Origin of the sequence: Xanthomonas sp. 3058 (assembly GCF_014199765.1) — a bacterium.
GTDB lineage: Bacteria > Pseudomonadota > Gammaproteobacteria > Xanthomonadales > Xanthomonadaceae > Xanthomonas > Xanthomonas campestris_B.
In genome coordinates, this window is sequence record NZ_JACHOF010000004.1 from 250,599 (window position 1) to 267,914 (window position 17,316).

At 65.8% G+C, this 17,316-nt stretch carries 21 protein-coding genes; 6 read left to right on the top strand and 15 right to left on the bottom strand.

Going from position 1 to position 17,316, the window contains the following annotated elements:
• Positions 1-3 precede the first annotated feature (3 nt).
• From raiA to GGR61_RS08205, 7 genes are all read right to left on the bottom strand, one after another.
• Complete coding sequence (gene raiA, locus GGR61_RS08175; protein WP_006451270.1) at positions 4-321, bottom strand: ribosome-associated translation inhibitor RaiA; 318 nt, start codon at positions 319-321, stop codon at positions 4-6.
• Positions 322-408: 87 nt separating this feature from the next.
• Positions 409-1,848, bottom strand: coding sequence for an RNA polymerase factor sigma-54 (locus tag GGR61_RS08180; RefSeq protein ID WP_184621078.1), 1,440 nt, complete (start codon positions 1,846-1,848; stop codon positions 409-411).
• Positions 1,849-1,888: 40 nt separating this feature from the next.
• Complete coding sequence (gene lptB, locus GGR61_RS08185) at positions 1,889-2,608, bottom strand: LPS export ABC transporter ATP-binding protein (RefSeq protein ID WP_184621079.1); 720 nt, start codon at positions 2,606-2,608, stop codon at positions 1,889-1,891.
• Positions 2,608-3,189, bottom strand: coding sequence for a lipopolysaccharide transport periplasmic protein LptA (gene lptA / locus GGR61_RS08190; RefSeq protein ID WP_184621080.1), 582 nt, complete (start codon positions 3,187-3,189; stop codon positions 2,608-2,610). The genes lptB and lptA overlap by 1 nt, the downstream gene beginning before the upstream one ends.
• Positions 3,167-3,742 (bottom strand): LPS export ABC transporter periplasmic protein LptC, encoded by a 576-nt coding sequence (lptC, locus tag GGR61_RS08195; RefSeq protein WP_184407046.1) that lies wholly within the window; start codon positions 3,740-3,742, stop codon positions 3,167-3,169. The genes lptA and lptC overlap by 23 nt, the downstream gene beginning before the upstream one ends.
• Positions 3,739-4,287 (bottom strand): HAD hydrolase family protein, encoded by a 549-nt coding sequence (locus tag GGR61_RS08200; protein WP_184621081.1) that lies wholly within the window; start codon positions 4,285-4,287, stop codon positions 3,739-3,741. Before GGR61_RS08200 ends, lptC begins: the two co-directional genes overlap by 4 nt.
• Before the next feature lie 49 nt (positions 4,288-4,336).
• A complete protein-coding gene (locus tag GGR61_RS08205; protein WP_184621082.1) occupies positions 4,337-5,338 on the bottom strand; it encodes a KpsF/GutQ family sugar-phosphate isomerase in 1,002 nt (333 codons plus the stop codon).
• Between the two features lie 53 nt (positions 5,339-5,391).
• Here GGR61_RS08205 and GGR61_RS08210 point away from each other — a divergent pair, with 53 nt between their 5' ends.
• The 3 genes from GGR61_RS08210 to GGR61_RS08220 all read left to right on the top strand — a co-directional run bounded on the left by GGR61_RS08210 (position 5,392) and on the right by GGR61_RS08220 (position 7,333).
• On the top strand, positions 5,392-5,619 hold the full coding sequence (locus GGR61_RS08210) for a BolA family protein (RefSeq protein WP_104614516.1): 228 nt from the start codon (positions 5,392-5,394) through the stop codon (positions 5,617-5,619).
• Positions 5,620-5,738: 119 nt separating this feature from the next.
• Positions 5,739-7,013, top strand: coding sequence for a UDP-N-acetylglucosamine 1-carboxyvinyltransferase (gene murA / locus GGR61_RS08215; protein WP_184407043.1), 1,275 nt, complete (start codon positions 5,739-5,741; stop codon positions 7,011-7,013).
• The gene (locus GGR61_RS08220) at positions 7,010-7,333 is read left to right on the top strand and encodes an EF-hand domain-containing protein (protein WP_184407042.1); all 324 of its coding nucleotides are present in this window, start codon (positions 7,010-7,012) and stop codon (positions 7,331-7,333) included. Before murA ends, GGR61_RS08220 begins: the two co-directional genes overlap by 4 nt.
• A 568-nt stretch (positions 7,334-7,901) precedes the next feature.
• Here GGR61_RS08220 and GGR61_RS08225 read toward each other — a convergent pair.
• The 5 genes from GGR61_RS08225 to purM all read right to left on the bottom strand — a co-directional run bounded on the left by GGR61_RS08225 (position 7,902) and on the right by purM (position 11,685).
• Positions 7,902-8,585, bottom strand: coding sequence for a DUF3108 domain-containing protein (locus GGR61_RS08225; RefSeq protein WP_184621083.1), 684 nt, complete (start codon positions 8,583-8,585; stop codon positions 7,902-7,904).
• A gap of 3 nt (positions 8,586-8,588) precedes the next feature.
• On the bottom strand, positions 8,589-9,422 hold the full coding sequence (locus GGR61_RS08230; RefSeq protein WP_184621084.1) for a DUF3108 domain-containing protein: 834 nt from the start codon (positions 9,420-9,422) through the stop codon (positions 8,589-8,591).
• A 66-nt stretch (positions 9,423-9,488) separates the two neighbouring features.
• Positions 9,489-10,142, bottom strand: coding sequence for a phosphoribosylglycinamide formyltransferase (gene purN / locus GGR61_RS08235; protein WP_184621085.1), 654 nt, complete (start codon positions 10,140-10,142; stop codon positions 9,489-9,491).
• Positions 10,143-10,178: 36 nt separating this feature from the next.
• Positions 10,179-10,637 carry a hypothetical protein gene (locus tag GGR61_RS08240; protein WP_184621086.1) on the bottom strand — a complete coding sequence of 153 codons (459 nt, stop codon included), beginning with the start codon at positions 10,635-10,637 and terminating at the stop codon, positions 10,179-10,181.
• 22 nt (positions 10,638-10,659) lie between these two features.
• Complete coding sequence (purM, locus tag GGR61_RS08245; protein WP_184621087.1) at positions 10,660-11,685, bottom strand: phosphoribosylformylglycinamidine cyclo-ligase; 1,026 nt, start codon at positions 11,683-11,685, stop codon at positions 10,660-10,662.
• A 128-nt stretch (positions 11,686-11,813) separates the two neighbouring features.
• Here purM and GGR61_RS08250 point away from each other — a divergent pair, with 128 nt between their 5' ends.
• The 3 genes from GGR61_RS08250 to hda are packed head-to-tail and all read left to right on the top strand — an operon-like array spanning position 11,814 to position 14,799.
• Positions 11,814-12,926, top strand: coding sequence for a DUF2066 domain-containing protein (locus tag GGR61_RS08250; protein WP_184621088.1), 1,113 nt, complete (start codon positions 11,814-11,816; stop codon positions 12,924-12,926).
• Positions 12,923-14,092, top strand: a complete 1,170-nt coding sequence (locus tag GGR61_RS08255; protein ID WP_184408884.1) for an AI-2E family transporter — start codon at positions 12,923-12,925, stop codon at positions 14,090-14,092. Before GGR61_RS08250 ends, GGR61_RS08255 begins: the two co-directional genes overlap by 4 nt.
• The gene (gene hda / locus GGR61_RS08260; protein WP_184408885.1) at positions 14,089-14,799 is read left to right on the top strand and encodes a DnaA regulatory inactivator Hda; all 711 of its coding nucleotides are present in this window, start codon (positions 14,089-14,091) and stop codon (positions 14,797-14,799) included. Before GGR61_RS08255 ends, hda begins: the two co-directional genes overlap by 4 nt.
• A 304-nt stretch (positions 14,800-15,103) precedes the next feature.
• On the opposite strand, the gene murU is transcribed toward hda, so the two are convergent.
• Genes murU through GGR61_RS08275 form a run of 3 tightly spaced genes read right to left on the bottom strand, consistent with a single transcriptional unit; the run spans position 15,104 to position 17,160 of the window.
• The gene (murU, locus tag GGR61_RS08265; RefSeq protein ID WP_184621089.1) at positions 15,104-15,814 is read right to left on the bottom strand and encodes an N-acetylmuramate alpha-1-phosphate uridylyltransferase MurU; all 711 of its coding nucleotides are present in this window, start codon (positions 15,812-15,814) and stop codon (positions 15,104-15,106) included.
• Entirely contained in the window at positions 15,811-16,833 is a 1,023-nt protein-coding gene (locus tag GGR61_RS08270) for a phosphotransferase (protein WP_184621090.1), read from the bottom strand. The genes murU and GGR61_RS08270 overlap by 4 nt, the downstream gene beginning before the upstream one ends.
• 54 nt (positions 16,834-16,887) lie before the next feature.
• Positions 16,888-17,160 carry a GlsB/YeaQ/YmgE family stress response membrane protein gene (locus GGR61_RS08275; protein WP_184621091.1) on the bottom strand — a complete coding sequence of 91 codons (273 nt, stop codon included), beginning with the start codon at positions 17,158-17,160 and terminating at the stop codon, positions 16,888-16,890.
• Between the last annotated feature and the right edge of the window lie 156 nt (positions 17,161-17,316).

The following is a 17,316-nucleotide window of genomic DNA, read 5'->3' on the forward strand; positions in this document are numbered from 1 at the left end:
GCGTCATGCGAGATTGTCGCGCACCTCGCGTGCATGGTGGTTACATTTCTTTTCCTTGTGCTTGAGCACCAGGCGGTCGAGCTTGTCGACCAGCAGGTCGATGGCCGCATACATGGTGGAGCCGCTGGCATCGGCGTGAAGGGTACGACCGGGAAGGTTGACGGTGGCGACCACGTGGTGGTCTGGCTTGCGAACGGCCAGCTGCGTTCGGACTTCACAGTGCTGGTCGAAATGGCGCTGCAGTCGCTGCAGCTTGCTTGCCACGTACTCCCGCAGCGCGGGGGTCACTTCAAGCTGGTGGCCATACGTCTCGATACGCATCGGATACCTCCATTGGTCGGTGGGCCAATGAACCTTTCCGGTGATCCGACTTACCCGGCGCAGGCCGGCGTTGCGGTGGTTGCAACGTCAGGCGATACGGACGCGTTCGTGGGAGGCGGAAATGTTCATGGCCTCACGATACTTCGCAACGGTGCGCCGCGCCACTGGTACGCCGGAGGTTTTCAGCAGATCTGCCAACTTGGCGTCGGACAGCGGCTTGCGCGGGTTTTCCGCCTCGATCAGCCGCCGGATCATGGCCTGGATGGCGGTGCTGGAGGCCTCGCCGCCGCTGTCGGTGTCGATGCCGGAGGCGAAGAACGAGCGCAGTGCGATGGTGCCGCGCGGGGTGCGCACGTATTTGCGGGCGATCGCGCGGGAAATGGTGGATTCGTGCAGGCCGAGCTCGCCTGCGATCTCGCGTAGCGTCAGCGGGCGCAAGGCCTGCGCGCCGAATTCCAGGAACCCGGCCTGATGCCGCAGCAGGCAGCGCACCACCCGCAGCAGGGTTTCGCCGCGCGCTTCCAGGCTCTTGAGCAGCCAGCGCGCCTCCTGCAACTGCCCGCGCAGATAGCCGGCGTCGGATTCGCCACAGCTGCGGATCAGGTTCTCGTACCCACGGTGGATGGTGACCTTGGGCTGCGAGCGGCCGGCCAGCGAGGCGCGCCAGACGCCATGCTGGCGCCAGATCACGCAGTCCGGCACCACGTAGGTGTCCTGCGCCAGGTCGCCGATCTGCTTGCCCGGGCGCGGGTCCAGCGAGCGCACCAGCTGCACGGCCTGTTCGACATCGGCGGCGGAGCGCTTGAGTTCGTGCGCCAGCCCGGCCACACCGGCGCGCGGCAGGCGTTCCAGCGGGCCGGCGACGATCTGCAGCGCAAGTTCGCGCCCCGGGATGGCAGGGTCGAGCACGGCCAGCTGCAGTGCCAGACATTCGCCCAGCGTGCGCGCGCCCACGCCGACCGGGTCGAAGCGCTGGATCTGGTGCAGCACGGTCAGTACTTCGGCTTCGTCCACCGCTGCGCCGAGCGCCAGGGTTTCGAGAATGGCCGACAGCGGCTCGCGCAGATAACCGTCTTCGTCCAGCGCATCGATCAGCAGCGCACCGATCTGGCGGTCGCGTGGCGACAGCGGCGACAGATGCAACTGCCACAGCAGATGGTCGGCCAGCGTCTCGGATTCGGCCACCCGGTCGGCGGCGTCGCCGGACTCGTCGTCGTCGAAGCTGCCGCCGCTGCCGGTACCGGTCCACTGCAACTCGTCCTGCGACCAGTCGTCATCGCGCTCGGCAGGCGTGGGCTCTTCGCGCGGGGTGTCGTCGGTGGAGGCGGCCGACGACGCTTCCACCTGCGAGGCGCTGGCCGCATGCGCCGCCTCGTCGGCCCATTCGAGCAGCGGATTGGTTTCCACCGCTTCGGCGATTTCCAGTTCCAGCTCGGTGGTGGACATCTGCAATAGCTTGATCGCCTGACGCAATTGCGGCGTCATGACCAACTGCTGTCCTAGCGATGTCTGGAGCCGGGCTTTCATGCGGGCAATGACTGGAAGAAGCGATGGCGCGGCGACGCGCTCAAAGGCGGAAGGTTTCCCCCAGATAGACGCGGCGGACGTCGGGATTGGACAGCAATGCGTCTGGTGCTCCCTGCGCCAGCACGCCTCCCTCGGCGAGAATATACGCGCGGTCGCAGATCCCCAAGGTTTCGCGCACGTTGTGATCGGTAATCAACACGCCGATGCCGCGTTCCTTGAGGTGGATGATGATGCGTTGGATCTCGCCGACCGAAATCGGGTCCACGCCAGCGAAGGGTTCGTCGAGCAGCATCATGCGCGGCTTGGCCGCGAGTGCGCGGGCGATCTCGCAGCGACGCCGTTCGCCACCGGACAGGCTGGCGCCCAACTGATCGGCCACATGGGTGATCTGCAGTTCTTCCAGCAGCGAGGACAATTCCTTCTCGCGGCCTGCATCGTCCAGGTCCTCCCGTAATTCCAGTACCAGCCGGATGTTGTCGGCCACGGTCAGCTTGCGGAAGATCGACGGTTCCTGCGGCAGATAGCCGACACCGAGTTTGGCGCGCGCGTACATCGGCTCGGCGGTGAGGTCGCGGCCGTCCAGCTCGATACGCCCGGCATCGGCCTCGACCAGGCCGACGATCATGTAGAAGCAGGTGGTCTTGCCGGCGCCGTTGGGGCCGAGCAGGCCGACCACTTCGCCGGCCTCCAGGGTGAGGCCGAATTCCTTGACCACTTCGCGTTGCTTGTACTTCTTGCGCAGACCGGTGGCGACCAGCATTACTTCTTCCCCTGCGGCTTGGCAGCGGGCTTGGCTGCTGCCGGTGCCGGGGTGGTCGCCGGCGCGGCAGCAGGCGTCGCTGTCCCCGGGGCTGCAGTCTTGGGCTGGATGATCGTGCGCACGCGGCTGCCATCGCCGCCACTTTGCATGTTGCCGGTCTTGGTGTTGTAGACCATGCGCTGGCCGGCGTTGGTGCCCTTGGGCGAGTCGACCTTGTAGTTGCCGGTCAGGATGATGATCTCGTCGGCGACCTTGTATTCGATGTTGTCGGCCTTGCCGTTCATCATCGCGCCATCGTCCATCTGCTGCTTGAGCGTAGCCTGCTTGCCGTTGAGGATCACACGGTCGGTCTGGCCGTTCTTCTGGAAGATGTCGGCGGTATCGGCGTGGATTTCCAGCGTGCCCTGGGTGATCACCACATTGCCGCTGAAGCGGCACTTGCCGCTGTCGTCGAGCATGTTGCAATCGTTGGCATTGGAGTCGATCGCCATCGGCTGATTGCGGTCGCTGGTCTTGGCCATCGCCATGGCAGGCAACAGCAGCGCGGCAAACGCCAGTTTAGCGGGCAGCATTCGGTTCATAGCGGGTCTTGACCTGAGAAAGGAGCTTGTACTGGCGTGATTTGAGATCGGCTTCGAAGCCGACGCCGCTCTGCATGATACCCGGGCGGGTCATGCTCACCGGGGCGGCGGTCTTGGCGAGGTTCTGCTGCGGGAAGACGTCCAGGCTCTGGGTGCGGAACGTCGTCGGCGGGGTATCGCCGGTGGTCGGGCTGTCGCCGGACACATCGCCGCGCAAGCGCAACTCGTCGCCCTTGGGACTGATCCAGCCGGTCTTGGAACGCAGCGTCCACGGCTGATTGGCGTTGTCGGGCATGAAGAACACCGGGGTGGTGATCTCCGAGGTCTGGTCGGCGCGGTTGCGGTGCATTTCCGGCGCCCGCAGCGTCATCGATTCCTTGCCGCTCTGTTTATCGAGCGCGATCAATTCGAAATCGCGCAGCACGTAATCGACGCGCGAGTCGTCGACTGCGGCGGCGGCCGGGCGTGCGCGTTGCTGCCACGCCGACCAGCCGGACACCGCTGCCACTACGAACAGCACCACGCCCAGGGTGGTGCGCCAGTTCCAGCTCATGCGGAAAACCTTTCGATGATGCCCTCGACCTGGCCCTGCGCGGCAAGCACCGCATCGCAGACCTCACGCGCGGCACCTTCGCCGCCGCGTGCGCGGGTATGCCACTGCACGCGCTCTGCGATCCAGGGATGGGCGTTGGCGGGCGCGACCGGCAGTCCGACCGCCAGCAGGGCCGGCAGGTCGGGCAGGTCGTCGCCCATGAACAACACCTGGTCCAGCGACAGGCCGTGCTCCTGGCACAGCGCCAGCACCGCCAGGCGCTTGTTCTTGACCCCGATCTGCACGTGCAGGCCCAGGTCCTGGCCGCGTTTTTCCGCCGACAGGCTGGCGCGCGCGGTAATCAGCGCGACATGGATGCCGGCCTGATCGAGCTGCTTGAGCCCCTGGCCGTCGAGCACATTGAAGGATTTGCTCTCGTTACCGGCGTGGTCGTAATACAGGCGGCCGTCGGTCAGGGTGCCATCGACATCGAAACAGGCCAGGCGCACGCGTGCGGCGCGGTCGATCAGGTCGGTGGGCAGGTGCTGCAAAGGGGAATAGGGCATCGGCACGAATCAGTGAGAACGGGGTTCCGGCGGTGGAAAACTGAACCTGTTAAACCACCTTGGCGCGCAACAGGTCGTGAATGTTCAATGCGCCGACCGCGCGCTGCTGCGCATCGACCACGATCAACCCGTTGATCTTGTAATCCTCCATCAGCCGCGCGGCCTCGGCAGCCAGCTGGTCGGCGCCGATGGTCCTGGGATTGCGCGTCATCACCTCGGCAATGCCGGCGCTGCGTACGTCGATGTCGCTGTCCAGCGCGCGGCGCAGGTCGCCGTCGGTGAACAGCCCGATCAGCCGGCCGTCGTGATCGACCACCGCAGTCATGCCCAGCCGTTTGCGGCTCATTTCCATCAGCGCCTCGCTCAGGCTGGCGTCTTCGCGCACGCGCGGCAGGTCATCGCCGCCATGCATCACGTCGGTGATGTGCAGCAGCAGGCGCCGGCCCAGGCTGCCGGCCGGATGCGAACGGGCGAAGTCGTCGGCGGTGAAGCCGCGCGCATCGAGCAGTGCCACCGCCAGCGCATCGCCCATCGCCAGCGAGGCGGTGGTGCTGGAGGTGGGTGCCAGATGCAGCGGGCAGGCTTCGGCCGACACGCTGATGTCCAGGTGCACATCGGCGGCCTGGGCAAGCGACGAGGCCGGGCGCCCGGTCATGGCGATGATCGGGTTGCCCTGGCGCTTGAGCACCGGCAGCAGCATGCGCACTTCGTCCGATTCGCCCGAATACGACAGCGCCAGCACGATATCGGCCTCGGTGATCATGCCCAGGTCGCCGTGGCCGGCTTCGCCGGGATGCACGAAGAACGCGGGCGTGCCGGTCGAGGCCAGGGTGGCGGCGATCTTGCGCGCGATATGCCCGGATTTGCCCATGCCGGTGGCCACCACGCGCCCGCGCGAGGCCAGCACCAGCCGGCACGCTGCAGCGAACTCGGCGCCGATGCGGGCGCCCACGCTGGCCAGCGCCTCGCGCTCGATCTCGAGCACGCGCTGGCCGCTGGCGACCAGGCTGGCGTCGCTGAGGGGGGCGGAAGGCAGGTGCGAGACGGCCATGCGGGACTCGGGTGAAGAGTAGAATGTGCGCTCATTTTATGAGGAAACGCCCTGTGGACGCCGAAACCATCCGTAAACTCATCGAATCCGGCTTGCCCGAAGCCCGCGTCGACGTGCACGGCGACGACGGCGTGCACTTCGAGGCGACCGTGGTCAGCCCCGCATTTGCCGGCAAAGCCCCGCTGGCGCGCCACCGCATGGTCTACGCGACCCTGGGCGAGCTGATGGGCGGGGCGATCCACGCGCTGCAGCTCAAGACGCTGACCCCCGACGAGGGCTGAGCAGTGATCGGCGCTTGACTGGCCGGGGCGGTCCATCCGCCTCGACCACAAGCGCCGACAAGCGCCCGGCCACTCACGCATTCCCCCGATCCCACTCTTTCGGATTCCCTGAAGATCCCATGGCAAAAATCGTAGTGACCGGCGGCCAAGCGCTGCACGGTGAAGTCAATATTTCCGGCGCCAAGAACGCGGTGCTGCCGATCCTGTGCGCCACCCTGCTGGCCGATGCGCCGGTGGAGATCAGCAACGTGCCGCACCTGCACGACGTGATCACCACGGTGAAGCTGCTCAGCGAGCTGGGCGCCGAGGTCACCATCGACGAAGGCACGTTGGCCAAGGGCCGCTCGATCCTGGTCGACCCGCGCTCGGTCACCCATCAGGTCGCGCCGTATGAGCTGGTCAAGACCATGCGCGCCTCGATCCTGGTGCTGGGCCCGCTGCTGGCGCGCTACGGTACCGCCGAAGTGTCGCTGCCTGGCGGCTGCGCGATCGGCTCGCGCCCGGTGGACCAGCACATCAAGGGTCTGCAGGCCCTGGGCGCCGATATCAGCGTGGAAAACGGCTACATCAAGGCCACCAGCAACGGACGTCTGAAGGGCGCCCGCTACGTGTTCGACATGGTCAGCGTCACCGGCACCGAAAACGTGCTGATGGCCGCCGTGCTGGCCGAGGGCACCACGGTGCTGGAAAACGCGGCGATGGAGCCGGAAGTCACCGACCTGGCCGACTGCCTGATCGCATTGGGCGCGCAGATCGAAGGCGCCGGCACGCCGCGCATCGTGGTGCAGGGCGTCGAGCGGCTGGGCGGCGGGCACCATGCGGTGCTGCCGGATCGTATCGAGACCGGTACCTTCCTGGTCGCTGCGGCGATGACCGGCGGCAGCGTCACCGTGCGCCGCGCGCGTCCGGAAACCCTGGATGCGGTGCTGGACAAGTTGACCGAAGCCGGCGCCACCATCACCACCACCGCCGACAGCATCACCCTGGACATGCAGGGCAAGCGTCCGCGTGCTGTCAGCCTGACCACCGCGCCGTATCCGGCGTTTCCGACCGACATGCAGGCGCAATTCATGGCGCTCAACTGCGTGGCCGACGGCGTGGGCGTGATCAACGAAACGATCTTCGAAAACCGCTTCATGCACGTCAACGAACTGCTGCGCCTGGGTGCGGACATCCAGGTCGAAGGCCACACCGCGATCGTGCGCGGCGCCGAACGCCTCAGCGGTGCGCCGGTGATGGCGACCGATCTGCGCGCCTCGGCGTCGTTGATCCTGGCCGGTCTGGTCGCCGACGGCGACACCACCATCGACCGCATCTACCATCTGGACCGTGGTTACGAAAACATCGAGGAGAAGCTGGGGGCGCTGGGCGCGACCATCCGGCGCACCGCATGATCCTGCGCGGCCGCTTCACTACCCGTCGCAAGATCCTGCTCGGCGTGATCGTGCTGATCCTGGCGTGGCTGGCCTATGCGTGGTCGGTGGGCATGGCGATCACCCAGGGTGTCGAATTCAAGGACATGGACTGGAACAACGACGGCACCGCCAGCCGCAACGAGATCGCGCAGTCGTTCTACGCGGTGGCGGTGAAGAAAACCGTGGAAGGCAAGCGCCACTGCGACCTGTTCTATTGGCGCAGCACCGGGGCGCAGATTCGCGTGGATTGCCGCACGGTGTTCGCTACCGGCGATGACAAGGCTGCGGCCAAGCCCTGAGGAGTGAATAGATCGGCGCGGATGGATCACTTTTGCAGCAAGTGATAGGTCTGTGCGGACAGGTTACCTGTGGAGCGGCTGATCTGTTGCTTGGCTGCAGGGCCCTTGTGCCCGCCCTCCATCGCGGGACACGCCGCAAGTACGTCCTTGTAGGCTCTTACGCGGCATCCATGCCGCGTAAGGTCCCGCGACGGTGGGCGGGCAAGGACCAGTGGAGATGGTCGTTTTGCATGGTGCAAGCAGGGCACGAGATCCGCGTTCGGATAACGGCGCTTTTTGTCATCTTTCCAACGCAGGCCGATCAACGGCCAAGCTTGTAATAAAGCAACCGGTTAACTCTGCTTGTAAGAAAGCAACCGATTAACTCTCTGGTGCGGTGTCCTCACCGAGTGCGGGATCGTGTGGCGGCATGGATGCCGCCACCGAGCCCCCAGGGACGGGTTCACGGCGTGTCCCGCGAGCGGTGAGGGCACCGCGCCCTCGACTCAGTAAGCGTTTGACTGCACTAAACAACTTCACGACCGGAACTACGGTGGCAATCAAGCCGTTGGTCGAAGGTTCGGCGCGCTCAGCGCAGCGCCTTGATGGTCAGGTCCAGCGTGTCCTGGCCCTTTTCTTTCTGCAGCAGACGCGCTGGCACCGGCAGGTCCTTGACCACCCAGGCGATCAGTTCCTTGTCGCCGTCCACGCGCGACACCTTGGTCGCCTGTTCCTGCTTGCCGTTGAGGGTGATGGTTTCCTTGCCGACCACCTTGTAGGTCATCGGCTTGACGCGGCCTTCGTCGACCATGCGGTAGTTCAGCGGCTTGCCGGCGGCCAGGTCGCGGGTGATCGCCAGGTTGATCAGCAGCGCATCCATGTCGCCCGGCTGCAACGTCACCGGGCCACGGCGGTCCGGCTTGATGTCGCCACCCCAGGTCGCCTGGTTGGTTTTCCAGTCGTAATTGGCGGTGACGTTGCGGCGCTTGACCATCATCGACGAGGTGTCGTTGCTGCTGACCGGACGCAGACGGCCGTTGTTCTCCTCGAACACGGTGCTCTGGGTCAGGTTGGCCAGCTGGTTCTGGATGGTCAGCGTGTAACGCCATTCATTGGCGCCGGCCGCGGCCAGGGTCATGGTGCCGTTGGCCTGCATGCCCATGTAGTTGGCCGAATAGTCGGCCTGGAACGGCTGCATGGCAAAGGCAGGCAGGCTGGCCGCCGTCAATGCGGCGGCGGCAATCAGCGAAAACGTACGGGAAACGGTGTTCATGGCTCAGGCTCCTTGGTATTCGACCAGGCGCAGATCGACCTGATCCTCACCTTTGTCACGTTGCAGGATGCGCACCGGCGTGGGAACGCCGTTGGCAATCCACAGGATGGTTTCGTTGTCGCCGCTGTTGACCCGATACACGCGCAGCGCGTCGTAGCTCAGGTCGCCCACCTGCACCACCTCGGTGGCGTCTGCGGTGCGGTAATCGTATTGGCGCACCCGGCCGACATCGACGTAGCGATAGCTCAGGCTGCGTCCGGGTTGCGCGTCGCGCATCAGCGACAGATTCAGCGACAGCGCGCTCTGGTCGCCACGCTGCAGCGGAATCGGTTGCTGGCGTTCCTTCTTCAGATCGCCGTCCCACTGCGCAGTGCCGGCCTGCCAGTTGTAGACGCCGGTGACCTTCTTGCCGAAGAACATCGCCTTGCGCACGGTGCTCTGGCTCAATGGCACGTAGGTGTCGCCATCGACGCGGAATACCGTGCTCTGTTCCAGGTTCAGGCCCAGGATGCTGGCAAACCCTTTGCGGCCGCGGACCGACATGTCGATGCGCCATTGAGTGCCGTCGCCCTGACTGACCTGCATGGTGGCATCGCCCGCTTCCTTGCCGCGATAGAACGCCTGATAAGTCGCCACGAAGGGCTGCAGCGGCGGTGGCGTCCAGGTACTTGCAGGCAGGGCAGCTGCAGATGCCGGCGCCGCCGGCGGCGCTGCAACCGGAGCAGGAGCCGAAGCCGCTGGCGCAGGCACGACAGGAGCCTGTTGCGCACGGCCGGTACCTGCTTGAGCGAGTAGGGCAGTGGTCAATAGCGCGGTGGCGATCGGGATGACGTTCATGCGCTGAGATCGAGGCACGGGGGCCGCAAGGATGTCCGAGGCAGGATGAGGGAGGCGTATCCGCATTCAGGCGAGTGCGGTGTCAGCGGACTCTAGACGCAGTGGCGTAAACAGGCACTGACCGTCGAGGTGGACCGTGTCGCCCTGCACCGCGAGGCGTCCACTGCAGAGCAGCTCCAGCGTGGCCAGCAGCAGCGGATGCTCGCGTGCCAGGACGCGTGCGGCCAGCTGGTCGGCCGTGTCGTTGGGCAGCACCGGCACGCGCGCCTGCGCGATCACCGTGCCGGCGTCCAGCTCCGGCACCACCAGATGCACGCTGGCGCCATGTTCGGTATCGCCGGCGTCCAGTGCGCGGACATGGGTATGCAGGCCACGGTACTTGGGTAGCAGCGAAGGATGAATATTGAGCATGCGCCCGGCAAAGCGTCGCACCAGCGGCTCGCCCAGGATGCGCATGTAGCCGGCGCAGACCACCCAGTCCGGCTGCGCGGCGGCGATCGCATCGCCCAGCGCGGCATCGAAGGCTGCGCGGTCGGCGAACGCGCGCGGGCTGGCGCTCCAGCGCCGCGCCTGGTCCACCTTCTGCAAGGCTGACGCCTGCGGGCGATCGGAAAACACCCCGACCACCTCGGCCTGCAGCCGGCCGCTGGCAATGGCATCGAGAATGGCCTGCAGGTTGCTGCCGCGACCGGAGGCCAGGACGGCCAGGCGCAGACTCATTCGGTGGGATTCGCTGCTGTCATGGGGCAATCGAGGTCATGCTGCGGTGGCGGTGGGAGCGAACAACGCCTTGACCTGCGGGCGCAGCAGCACCACCAGCGTAAAGACGCCGACGACGGTGCCGAACGGCATGAAGGAGCAGGAAATGCCAGCCACGATCAGGCACAGCAGATGCCGCCTGCGTTGGGCGATACAGCGGCCGGCATAGACCATGAAGCCTGCCAGCGTCATGCCGCAGACAATGAACACGCCTGCGAACACCACGAAGAACCAGCCGAACAGCCGCTCGTCCATCTGCGACGTCCCGGAACCGCTGGCTTGGGTCGGCATGTGGCCGGTGACCATGGCGATGCCCAGGAACAGATGCACCAGCGGAAACAGGGAAAAGAGCGCGGTGATGCCGGCCAGCACGTAATGGAAGATCGACAGCAGCTTGAGCTGCTGCATGTCTTCGGCACTGGCCGCAGCGGTTGTAGCGAGTGGGGAAGCGTCCATGCAGGTCTCCTTGGCGGACTGGTCAACCGATCCGCACGCGCTCGTCGCCCGGCGCCGGCACCACCTGGCCGATGCGCCAATGCGCCAGCGACTGGGCATCCAGTGCCTGTTCCAGCGCGGCAGCCTGCTCGGGTGCGGCGATCAGCACGAAGCCGATGCCGCAGTTGAAGGTGCGCCACATTTCCACATCGGCCACCGCGCCTTCGCGCTGTAGCCAGGCAAACACCGGCGGCAACGTCCAGGCCTTGGCGTCGATGTCCAGACCCAGGCCGTCGGGAATCACGCGGATGATGTTTTCGGTCAGGCCGCCGCCAGTGATGTGCGCCATGGCGTGGATGGTGTCGCCATGCGATTTGAGCAGCGCCAGGATCGGCTTGACGTACAGCGCGGTCGGCGCCATCAGCGCGTCGATCAGCTTGACGCCGTCCTCCAGCACCAATTCCGCCGGGGCCCCGGCACGTTCGTAGATCTTGCGGATCAGCGAGTAGCCGTTGGAATGCGGTCCGGACGAGGCGATGCCGATCAGCACGTCGCCTGCGCGCACCTGCGCGCCATCCAGCAGCTGCGATTTTTCCACTGCGCCGACGGTGAAGCCGGCCAGGTCGTATTCGCCCGGCGGATACATGTCGGGCATCTCGGCGGTTTCGCCGCCGATCAGGGCGCAACCGGACAGTTCGCAGCCGCGCGCGATGCCGCCGACCACCGCTGCAGCGGTGTCCACATCCAGCTTGCCGGTGGCGAAGTAGTCGAGAAAGAACAGCGGCTCGGCGCCCTGCACCAGGACGTCGTTGACACACATGCCGACCAGGTCGATGCCGATGGTGTCGTGCCGGCCCAGCTGCTGCGCCAGCTTGAGCTTGGTGCCTACGCCGTCGGTGCCGGACACCAGCACCGGCTCCTTGTACTTGCCCGACAGATCGAACAGGGCGCCAAAACCGCCCAGGCCGCCCATTACCTCCGGCCGGAAGCTGCGCTTGACCAGCGGCTTGATGCGTTCGACCAATGCATTGCCGGCATCGATGTCGACACCTGCCTCACGGTAGGTCATGGGCGAGGGGGTGGAAGGCGTTGGGCTGGTCACGGGCGGGGGGCTCGGCAGTAAAGGCGGCGATTTTAGCAGCCACGTTGGCGCTGGCGCCCCATTCGGGCAACAATTCACCCGGATACGCTTAAGTCATGGAACCGTCGATGCGCTGCAGTCTCGCTTTCTTTCTCGCCCTGGTGGTCGCCGTGCCTGTCCTGCCGGCCTTCGCGCAGGCCGATCTGCGCACCGAAGGCGATGTCGCCAAGGCGCAAAGTGCCTACGATGCCGAGGTGCCGGTCAACAGCCAGGGCGAGTCCGATCGCCCCGGGGCCCTGGCGCGCGCGCTGGGTGCGGTGCTGGGCAAGGTCTCCGGCGATCGCAGCGTGATGAGCCGTCCGGGGGTGTCGCAGGCGCTGCGCAATGCGCCCAGCTACGTCGAAAACTACGATTACCGCCAGGATCAAGGCACCTCGCGTACGGGTGCGCCGACCTTCCGCACCACGCTGGTCGCGCGCTTCCGGCAATCGGATGTGGACGGCCTGATCGCCGCATTGGGCCTGCCGGTGTGGCCGCTGCCGCGTCCCAAGCCGGTGTTGTGGCTGGCCATCGACGATGGCAGCGGCCCGCGCCTGGTCGGGGTGGCGCAGGCCAATGCCGCGCGCAGCGTCCTGGACCGGGCCATCGAGCGCGGCTACCGGCTCGGTCTGCCGGGCGGTGCGGCCGCCGAGCAGGCGCTGGCTGGCGCGATCTGGCGCAAGGACACCGCTGCGGTGTCGCGCGCGTCGGCCAAGTACAGCCCGCCGATGCAGTTGATCGGCAAGCTCTACCGTAACGAGGCCGGCTGGACCGCCGATTGGGTGTTCGTCGACAACGGCAATGTGCTGTCCAGCTGGACCAGCAGCGACGGCGACGCGCGCCGCGCGATGGCTGCCGGCGCCGACGGTGCGGCCGATGCGCTGGTCAAGCGTTACGCCAAGCGGGTGGACTCGGGTGTGCCCGGTGTCTATCGCGTGGTGATTACCGGACTCGCCAGCGCCGACGATTACCTGCGGGTGTCGGCTGCGCTGCAGGGCGTGTCGGTGGTGCGCAGCATCCGCCCGGTCAGCGCCAATGGCGACCGCATGGAAATGGATCTGGAACTGCTCACGGGCATTTCCGGGCTCAACCGTATGCTCGGCGACAACAGCCCGTTGGTGCCGGTGTCGGTACCGACCGAGGGCCCGATCATTCTCGATAACGAGCACGCCGAGTACCGCCTGAAATGACTTTGACTCCCGAAGCCGAGATTGCCCAGTTCCTGCGCCGCCTGAAATGGGTGGCGGTGATTATCGGCGTGTTGTGGGTGGTATCGCTGCTGTCCCCGATCCTGACGCCGTTCGTGCTGGCACTGTTGCTGGCCTGGCTGGGCGACCCGCTGGTGGATCGCATCGAGCGTGCCGGGCGTTCGCGCAACATGGCGGTGACGCTGGTCTTCGTGCTGGCGCTGCTGCTGTTCGTGCTGGCGCTGATGATCCTGGTGCCGATGATCGAACGCCAGATCATGACCTTGATCGAGGCGTTGCCGCAGATGCGGACCTGGGCGATCAGTACCGCCATCCCGTGGCTGGAAGCCAAGACCGGTGTGGAGCTGATGGGCTGGCTGGACCCGGAGCGGCTGATCGACTGGATCCGCAGCCATTGGGAACAGGCCGGCGGCGCCGCCAAGACCTTCTTCGGGTACGTGCAGCGCTCGGGCTTTGCGATGGTCACCTGGGTCATCAACCTGGCGCTGCTGCCGATCCTGGCGTTCTATTTCCTGCGCGATTGGGACCGCCTGGTCGAGCGGGTGGCGGCGGTGATCCCGCGCGCCTACATCGGCACCGTGAGCCGGCTGGCGCAGGAATCCAACGACGTGCTCGGCGGCTTCATCCGCGGTCAGTTCCTGGTGATGCTGGCGTTGGGGGCGATCTATGCCACCGGCCTGTCCATCATCGGGCTCAATCTGGGCTTGTTGATCGGGATCATTGCCGGCCTCATCAGCTTCATTCCGTATCTGGGGGCGACCACCGGCATCGTGCTCGCCTTGCTGGCGGCGGTCGTCCAGGCACAGGGCCTGGATCTGAAGCTGCTGATCGGCGTCGGGGTGGTGTTCACGGTCGGCCAGTTGCTGGAAAGCTACGTGCTGACCCCGCGCATCGTCGGCGACAAGATCGGTCTGCATCCGGTGGCGGTGATCTTCGCAGTGATGGCCGGTGGGCAGTTGTTCGGCTTTCTGGGCATGTTGCTGGCGTTGCCGGTGGCGGCGGTGGCCAACGTGCTGCTGCGCTACGCGCATGAGCAGTACACCCGCAGCGATCTGTATGCGGGCGAACGTTCCGGCATCGTGTTGCAGTCCAATGATGAGCGCAGCGCGGCGATCGTCGATGCCGGCAAGGACGCAGAGCGGTCGTGAGCGTTCCGCAGTTGCCGCTGGCGTTGCGTTCGCCTCCCGATCAGCGTTTCGATAGCTACATCGCCGCCCCCGACGGCCTGATTGCACAACTGCAGGCGCTGGCCGCCGGGCAGGTGAGCGACTGGTTGTATCTGTCCGGCCCGGCCGGTACCGGCAAGACGCATCTGGCCTTGTCGTTGTGCGCGATGGCCGAGCAGGCCGGACGCGCCCCGGCGTATCTGCCGCTGCAGGCCGCCGCCGGCCGGCTGCGCGATGCGCTCGAAGCATTGGAAGGGCGCAGCCTGGTTGCCCTGGACGGTGTGGACAGCATCGCCGGACAGCGCGAGGACGAGGTGGCGCTGTTCGATTTCCATAACCGCGCACGCGCTGCCGGTACCACGCTGCTGTATACCGCGCGCCAGATGCCCGATGGGCTGGCATTGGTGCTGCCAGACCTGCGTTCGCGGCTGTCGCAGTGCATCCGCATCAGCCTGCCGGTGCTCGACGACGCCGCGCGCGCTGCGGTGCTGCGTGACCGTGCGCAACGGCGCGGACTGGCGTTGGACGAAGCCGCAATCGATTGGCTGCTGATCCATAGCGAGCGCGAACTGGCCGGACTGGTGTCGTTGCTGGATCGGCTGGATCGCGAATCGCTGGCCGCCAAGCGCCGCATCACAGTGCCGTTCTTGCGGCGGGTGCTGGAGGATCGCGGGGCTTGCAGCGGCTAACAGCATGACGGTGCTCACCCGCTAGGCGGGCGCGGCCGGGGTTGTGGTTTGCATCAGCGCGACCAGGTTGCTAGGTGCGATGTCCTGGCAGTTTGCGGGACCGCTGGCGGCCTCCATTCCGCGCGGTGGTCCGATGAACCACGGTGATCAGCTCTTTTCGATCCGAGCGATCTCACTGTCATTCCCGACATCGCGCGACTCGTCAACGAAGGCGAGTGGCCAACACTTCGCTGTCATCGAGACAGACTTCGAGAGGTCTTGTTGACCACTCTTGATTGCGGGCGTTGCAGCAGCATGGTTGCGATCAATCGCGGTCGCGCAGCAATTGTGCATCCAGCTCCGCCAACCGCTGCGGCGTGCCGACATCGGTCCAGCGCCCTGGGTGGTGGACACCATCGATCAGGCCGGCGGCCATCTGCGCGCGCAGGATCGGCGCCAGCGCAAATCGCGGCGGCGTGCGGTGCTGCTCTGGCAGCTGGCCTATCACCGATTGCCAATCGCGCAGCAGCGCAGGCCGATACATGCCGATGCCGGCGTAAGTGTGGGTTGCGGGCAGATCGGCGCGCACCTTGCCATCTGCCTCCAATACAAAATCCGCACGCGCCGCATACGCAGGTGGATCGACCAGCACCAGCTGCGCCAGACCTGATGGCGCGCCGCAAAGACGCGCGAAGTCAAAATCGGTCCAGATATCGCCGTTGACCAGCAAGAACGGCGCATCGCCCAGCAACGGCAGCGCATGCAGCATGCCGCCGCCGGTTTCCAGCGGCGTGGCGCCCTCGAAGGAATAGGTCAGCCGCAGCCCGAACGCATTGCCATCGCCCAGCACCTGCGGAAACTGCTCGGCCAACCACGAGGTGTTGATGACCACCTCGTCCACACCCAGTGCGGCCAGCTTGCGCAGATGCCAGACGATCAGCGGCGTGCCGCCGACCGACAACAATGGCTTGGGCGTGCGTTCGGTCAACGGACGCATGCGCTCGCCAAACCCGGCCGCGAAGATCAGCGCCTTCATGCACCGGCCTGCATGGCGCGCGCCGTCAAGGCAGGTTTGACCAGGTCATCCAGCAAGTGGGTCAACGGTGCCAGTTCGGCATAGCGTGGCAACACCTCATCCAGATAGGCAATGAAGCGTGGCACGTTATCCAGATACCAATGCTTGCCATCGCGATGGCTCAGCCGCGAGAAAATGCCGAGATTCTTCAGGTGCCGCTGCACGCCCATCCAGTCCGCATCGCGTAGAAACTGCGCCAGCGGCGGTACCGGCAATCCGGCTGCTGCGGCACGGGCGTGATAGCGCTCCAGCCAAGCATCCACCCGTGCCAGCGGCCAGCTCACCGAGGTGTCCTTGAACAGACTGACCGGGTCGTAGCCGATCGGGCCGATCACGCAGTCCTGGAAATCCAAAATCGCCGGCCCATCGCGCACAGGCATCAGGTTGCGTGGCATGAAATCGCGATGGGTGAACACGCGCGGCTGCGCCAGTGCGTTGTCCATCAAACGGCGCTGCACCAGTTGCAGTTGTTCGGCGTGCGCGCAGTCCAGTTGCAGGCCAAGATGGCGACCGAGAAACCATTCTTCGAACAGGCCGGCATCGCGCTGCAACAGCGCCTCGCCGAACATGCCGCTATCGGCAGGCGGTGGAATGCGCTGCAGCAACAGCAACTGGCCGATCGCACCGTCCAGCAACGCGTCGGCATTGGCGTCGGTCAGGACCTGCGCCAGCGTCGGCACGCCGAGGTCTTCCAACAGCAGAAAACCCGTTTCCAGGTCCTGTGCAAGCACCTGCGGCACCCGCACGCCGTGCTCGCTCAGCAGCGCGTGCATACGCAACCACGGCGCAACGTTCTCCAGGTCCGGTGGCGCATCCATCAGGATGCGATCCACACCGCACCCATGGGTGCGCCAATAACTGCGAAACCCTGCATCGACAGACGCGCGTTGCAGTGTTGCCTGCGCATCGTTGAGGGCGTGCTGCGCCCACTGCAGGCGCAGCGCTTCGCGCGTGGTATCGGAAGGCAACGATGAGGTCATCGGTCGACGGTGCGTAGGGAGATGGGGTGCAGTATCAGAACGGCGAGCAGGCGATCAACGCTTGCTGCCGCTGAACAGCCGCAGCAGCGCGAGGATGGCAATTGCGCCAAGCAGCGCGCCCAGGAAACCGGCCGGTTGCCCGGCGTGGTACCAGCCCATGTAGCGGCCGAACCAGCTGGCGACCACTGCACCGGCGATGCCCAGCACGATGGTCAACAGGCAGCCCAGGCGTTGCGTGCCGGGCGTGATGAAGCGGGCCAACAGCCCGACCACGAAACCGACCAGGATGATGTAAAGCCAGCTTTCGCTACCGAAGAGATTGTTCATCGCAGGCACTGAGGCAAATGGGATCGGCAGACTAGCACTCGCGGCTGCTGCACCCCTATGTGCAGCGGTGTTGGCCACACTGGCGTTCGGGATACAGCTAGCTTGCGCTGCAGTCTGATCGCAGTGCCGGTGTGGGCCGCCCGGCATGCACCGAAC

Bases quoted from the DNA above. Each gene is read 5' to 3' on its own strand.
- raiA (WP_006451270.1), bottom strand. From the start codon at position 321: ATGCGTATCGAGACGTATGGCCACCAGCTTGAAGTGACCCCCGCGCTG.
- GGR61_RS08180 (WP_184621078.1), bottom strand. From the start codon at position 1,848: ATGAAAGCCCGGCTCCAGACATCGCTAGGACAGCAGTTGGTCATGACG.
- lptB (WP_184621079.1), bottom strand. From the start codon at position 2,608: ATGCTGGTCGCCACCGGTCTGCGCAAGAAGTACAAGCAACGCGAAGTG.
- lptA (WP_184621080.1), bottom strand. From the start codon at position 3,189: ATGAACCGAATGCTGCCCGCTAAACTGGCGTTTGCCGCGCTGCTGTTG.
- lptC (WP_184407046.1), bottom strand. From the start codon at position 3,742: ATGAGCTGGAACTGGCGCACCACCCTGGGCGTGGTGCTGTTCGTAGTG.
- GGR61_RS08200 (WP_184621081.1), bottom strand. From the start codon at position 4,287: ATGCCCTATTCCCCTTTGCAGCACCTGCCCACCGACCTGATCGACCGC.
- GGR61_RS08205 (WP_184621082.1), bottom strand. From the start codon at position 5,338: ATGGCCGTCTCGCACCTGCCTTCCGCCCCCCTCAGCGACGCCAGCCTG.
- murA (WP_184407043.1), top strand. From the start codon at position 5,739: ATGGCAAAAATCGTAGTGACCGGCGGCCAAGCGCTGCACGGTGAAGTC.
- GGR61_RS08220 (WP_184407042.1), top strand. From the start codon at position 7,010: ATGATCCTGCGCGGCCGCTTCACTACCCGTCGCAAGATCCTGCTCGGC.
- GGR61_RS08225 (WP_184621083.1), bottom strand. From the start codon at position 8,585: ATGAACACCGTTTCCCGTACGTTTTCGCTGATTGCCGCCGCCGCATTG.
- GGR61_RS08230 (WP_184621084.1), bottom strand. From the start codon at position 9,422: ATGAACGTCATCCCGATCGCCACCGCGCTATTGACCACTGCCCTACTC.
- purN (WP_184621085.1), bottom strand. From the start codon at position 10,142: ATGAGTCTGCGCCTGGCCGTCCTGGCCTCCGGTCGCGGCAGCAACCTG.
- GGR61_RS08240 (WP_184621086.1), bottom strand. From the start codon at position 10,637: ATGGACGCTTCCCCACTCGCTACAACCGCTGCGGCCAGTGCCGAAGAC.
- purM (WP_184621087.1), bottom strand. From the start codon at position 11,685: ATGACCTACCGTGAGGCAGGTGTCGACATCGATGCCGGCAATGCATTG.
- GGR61_RS08250 (WP_184621088.1), top strand. From the start codon at position 11,814: ATGGAACCGTCGATGCGCTGCAGTCTCGCTTTCTTTCTCGCCCTGGTG.
- GGR61_RS08255 (WP_184408884.1), top strand. From the start codon at position 12,923: ATGACTTTGACTCCCGAAGCCGAGATTGCCCAGTTCCTGCGCCGCCTG.
- murU (WP_184621089.1), bottom strand. From the start codon at position 15,814: ATGAAGGCGCTGATCTTCGCGGCCGGGTTTGGCGAGCGCATGCGTCCG.
- GGR61_RS08270 (WP_184621090.1), bottom strand. From the start codon at position 16,833: ATGACCTCATCGTTGCCTTCCGATACCACGCGCGAAGCGCTGCGCCTG.
- GGR61_RS08275 (WP_184621091.1), bottom strand. From the start codon at position 17,160: ATGAACAATCTCTTCGGTAGCGAAAGCTGGCTTTACATCATCCTGGTC.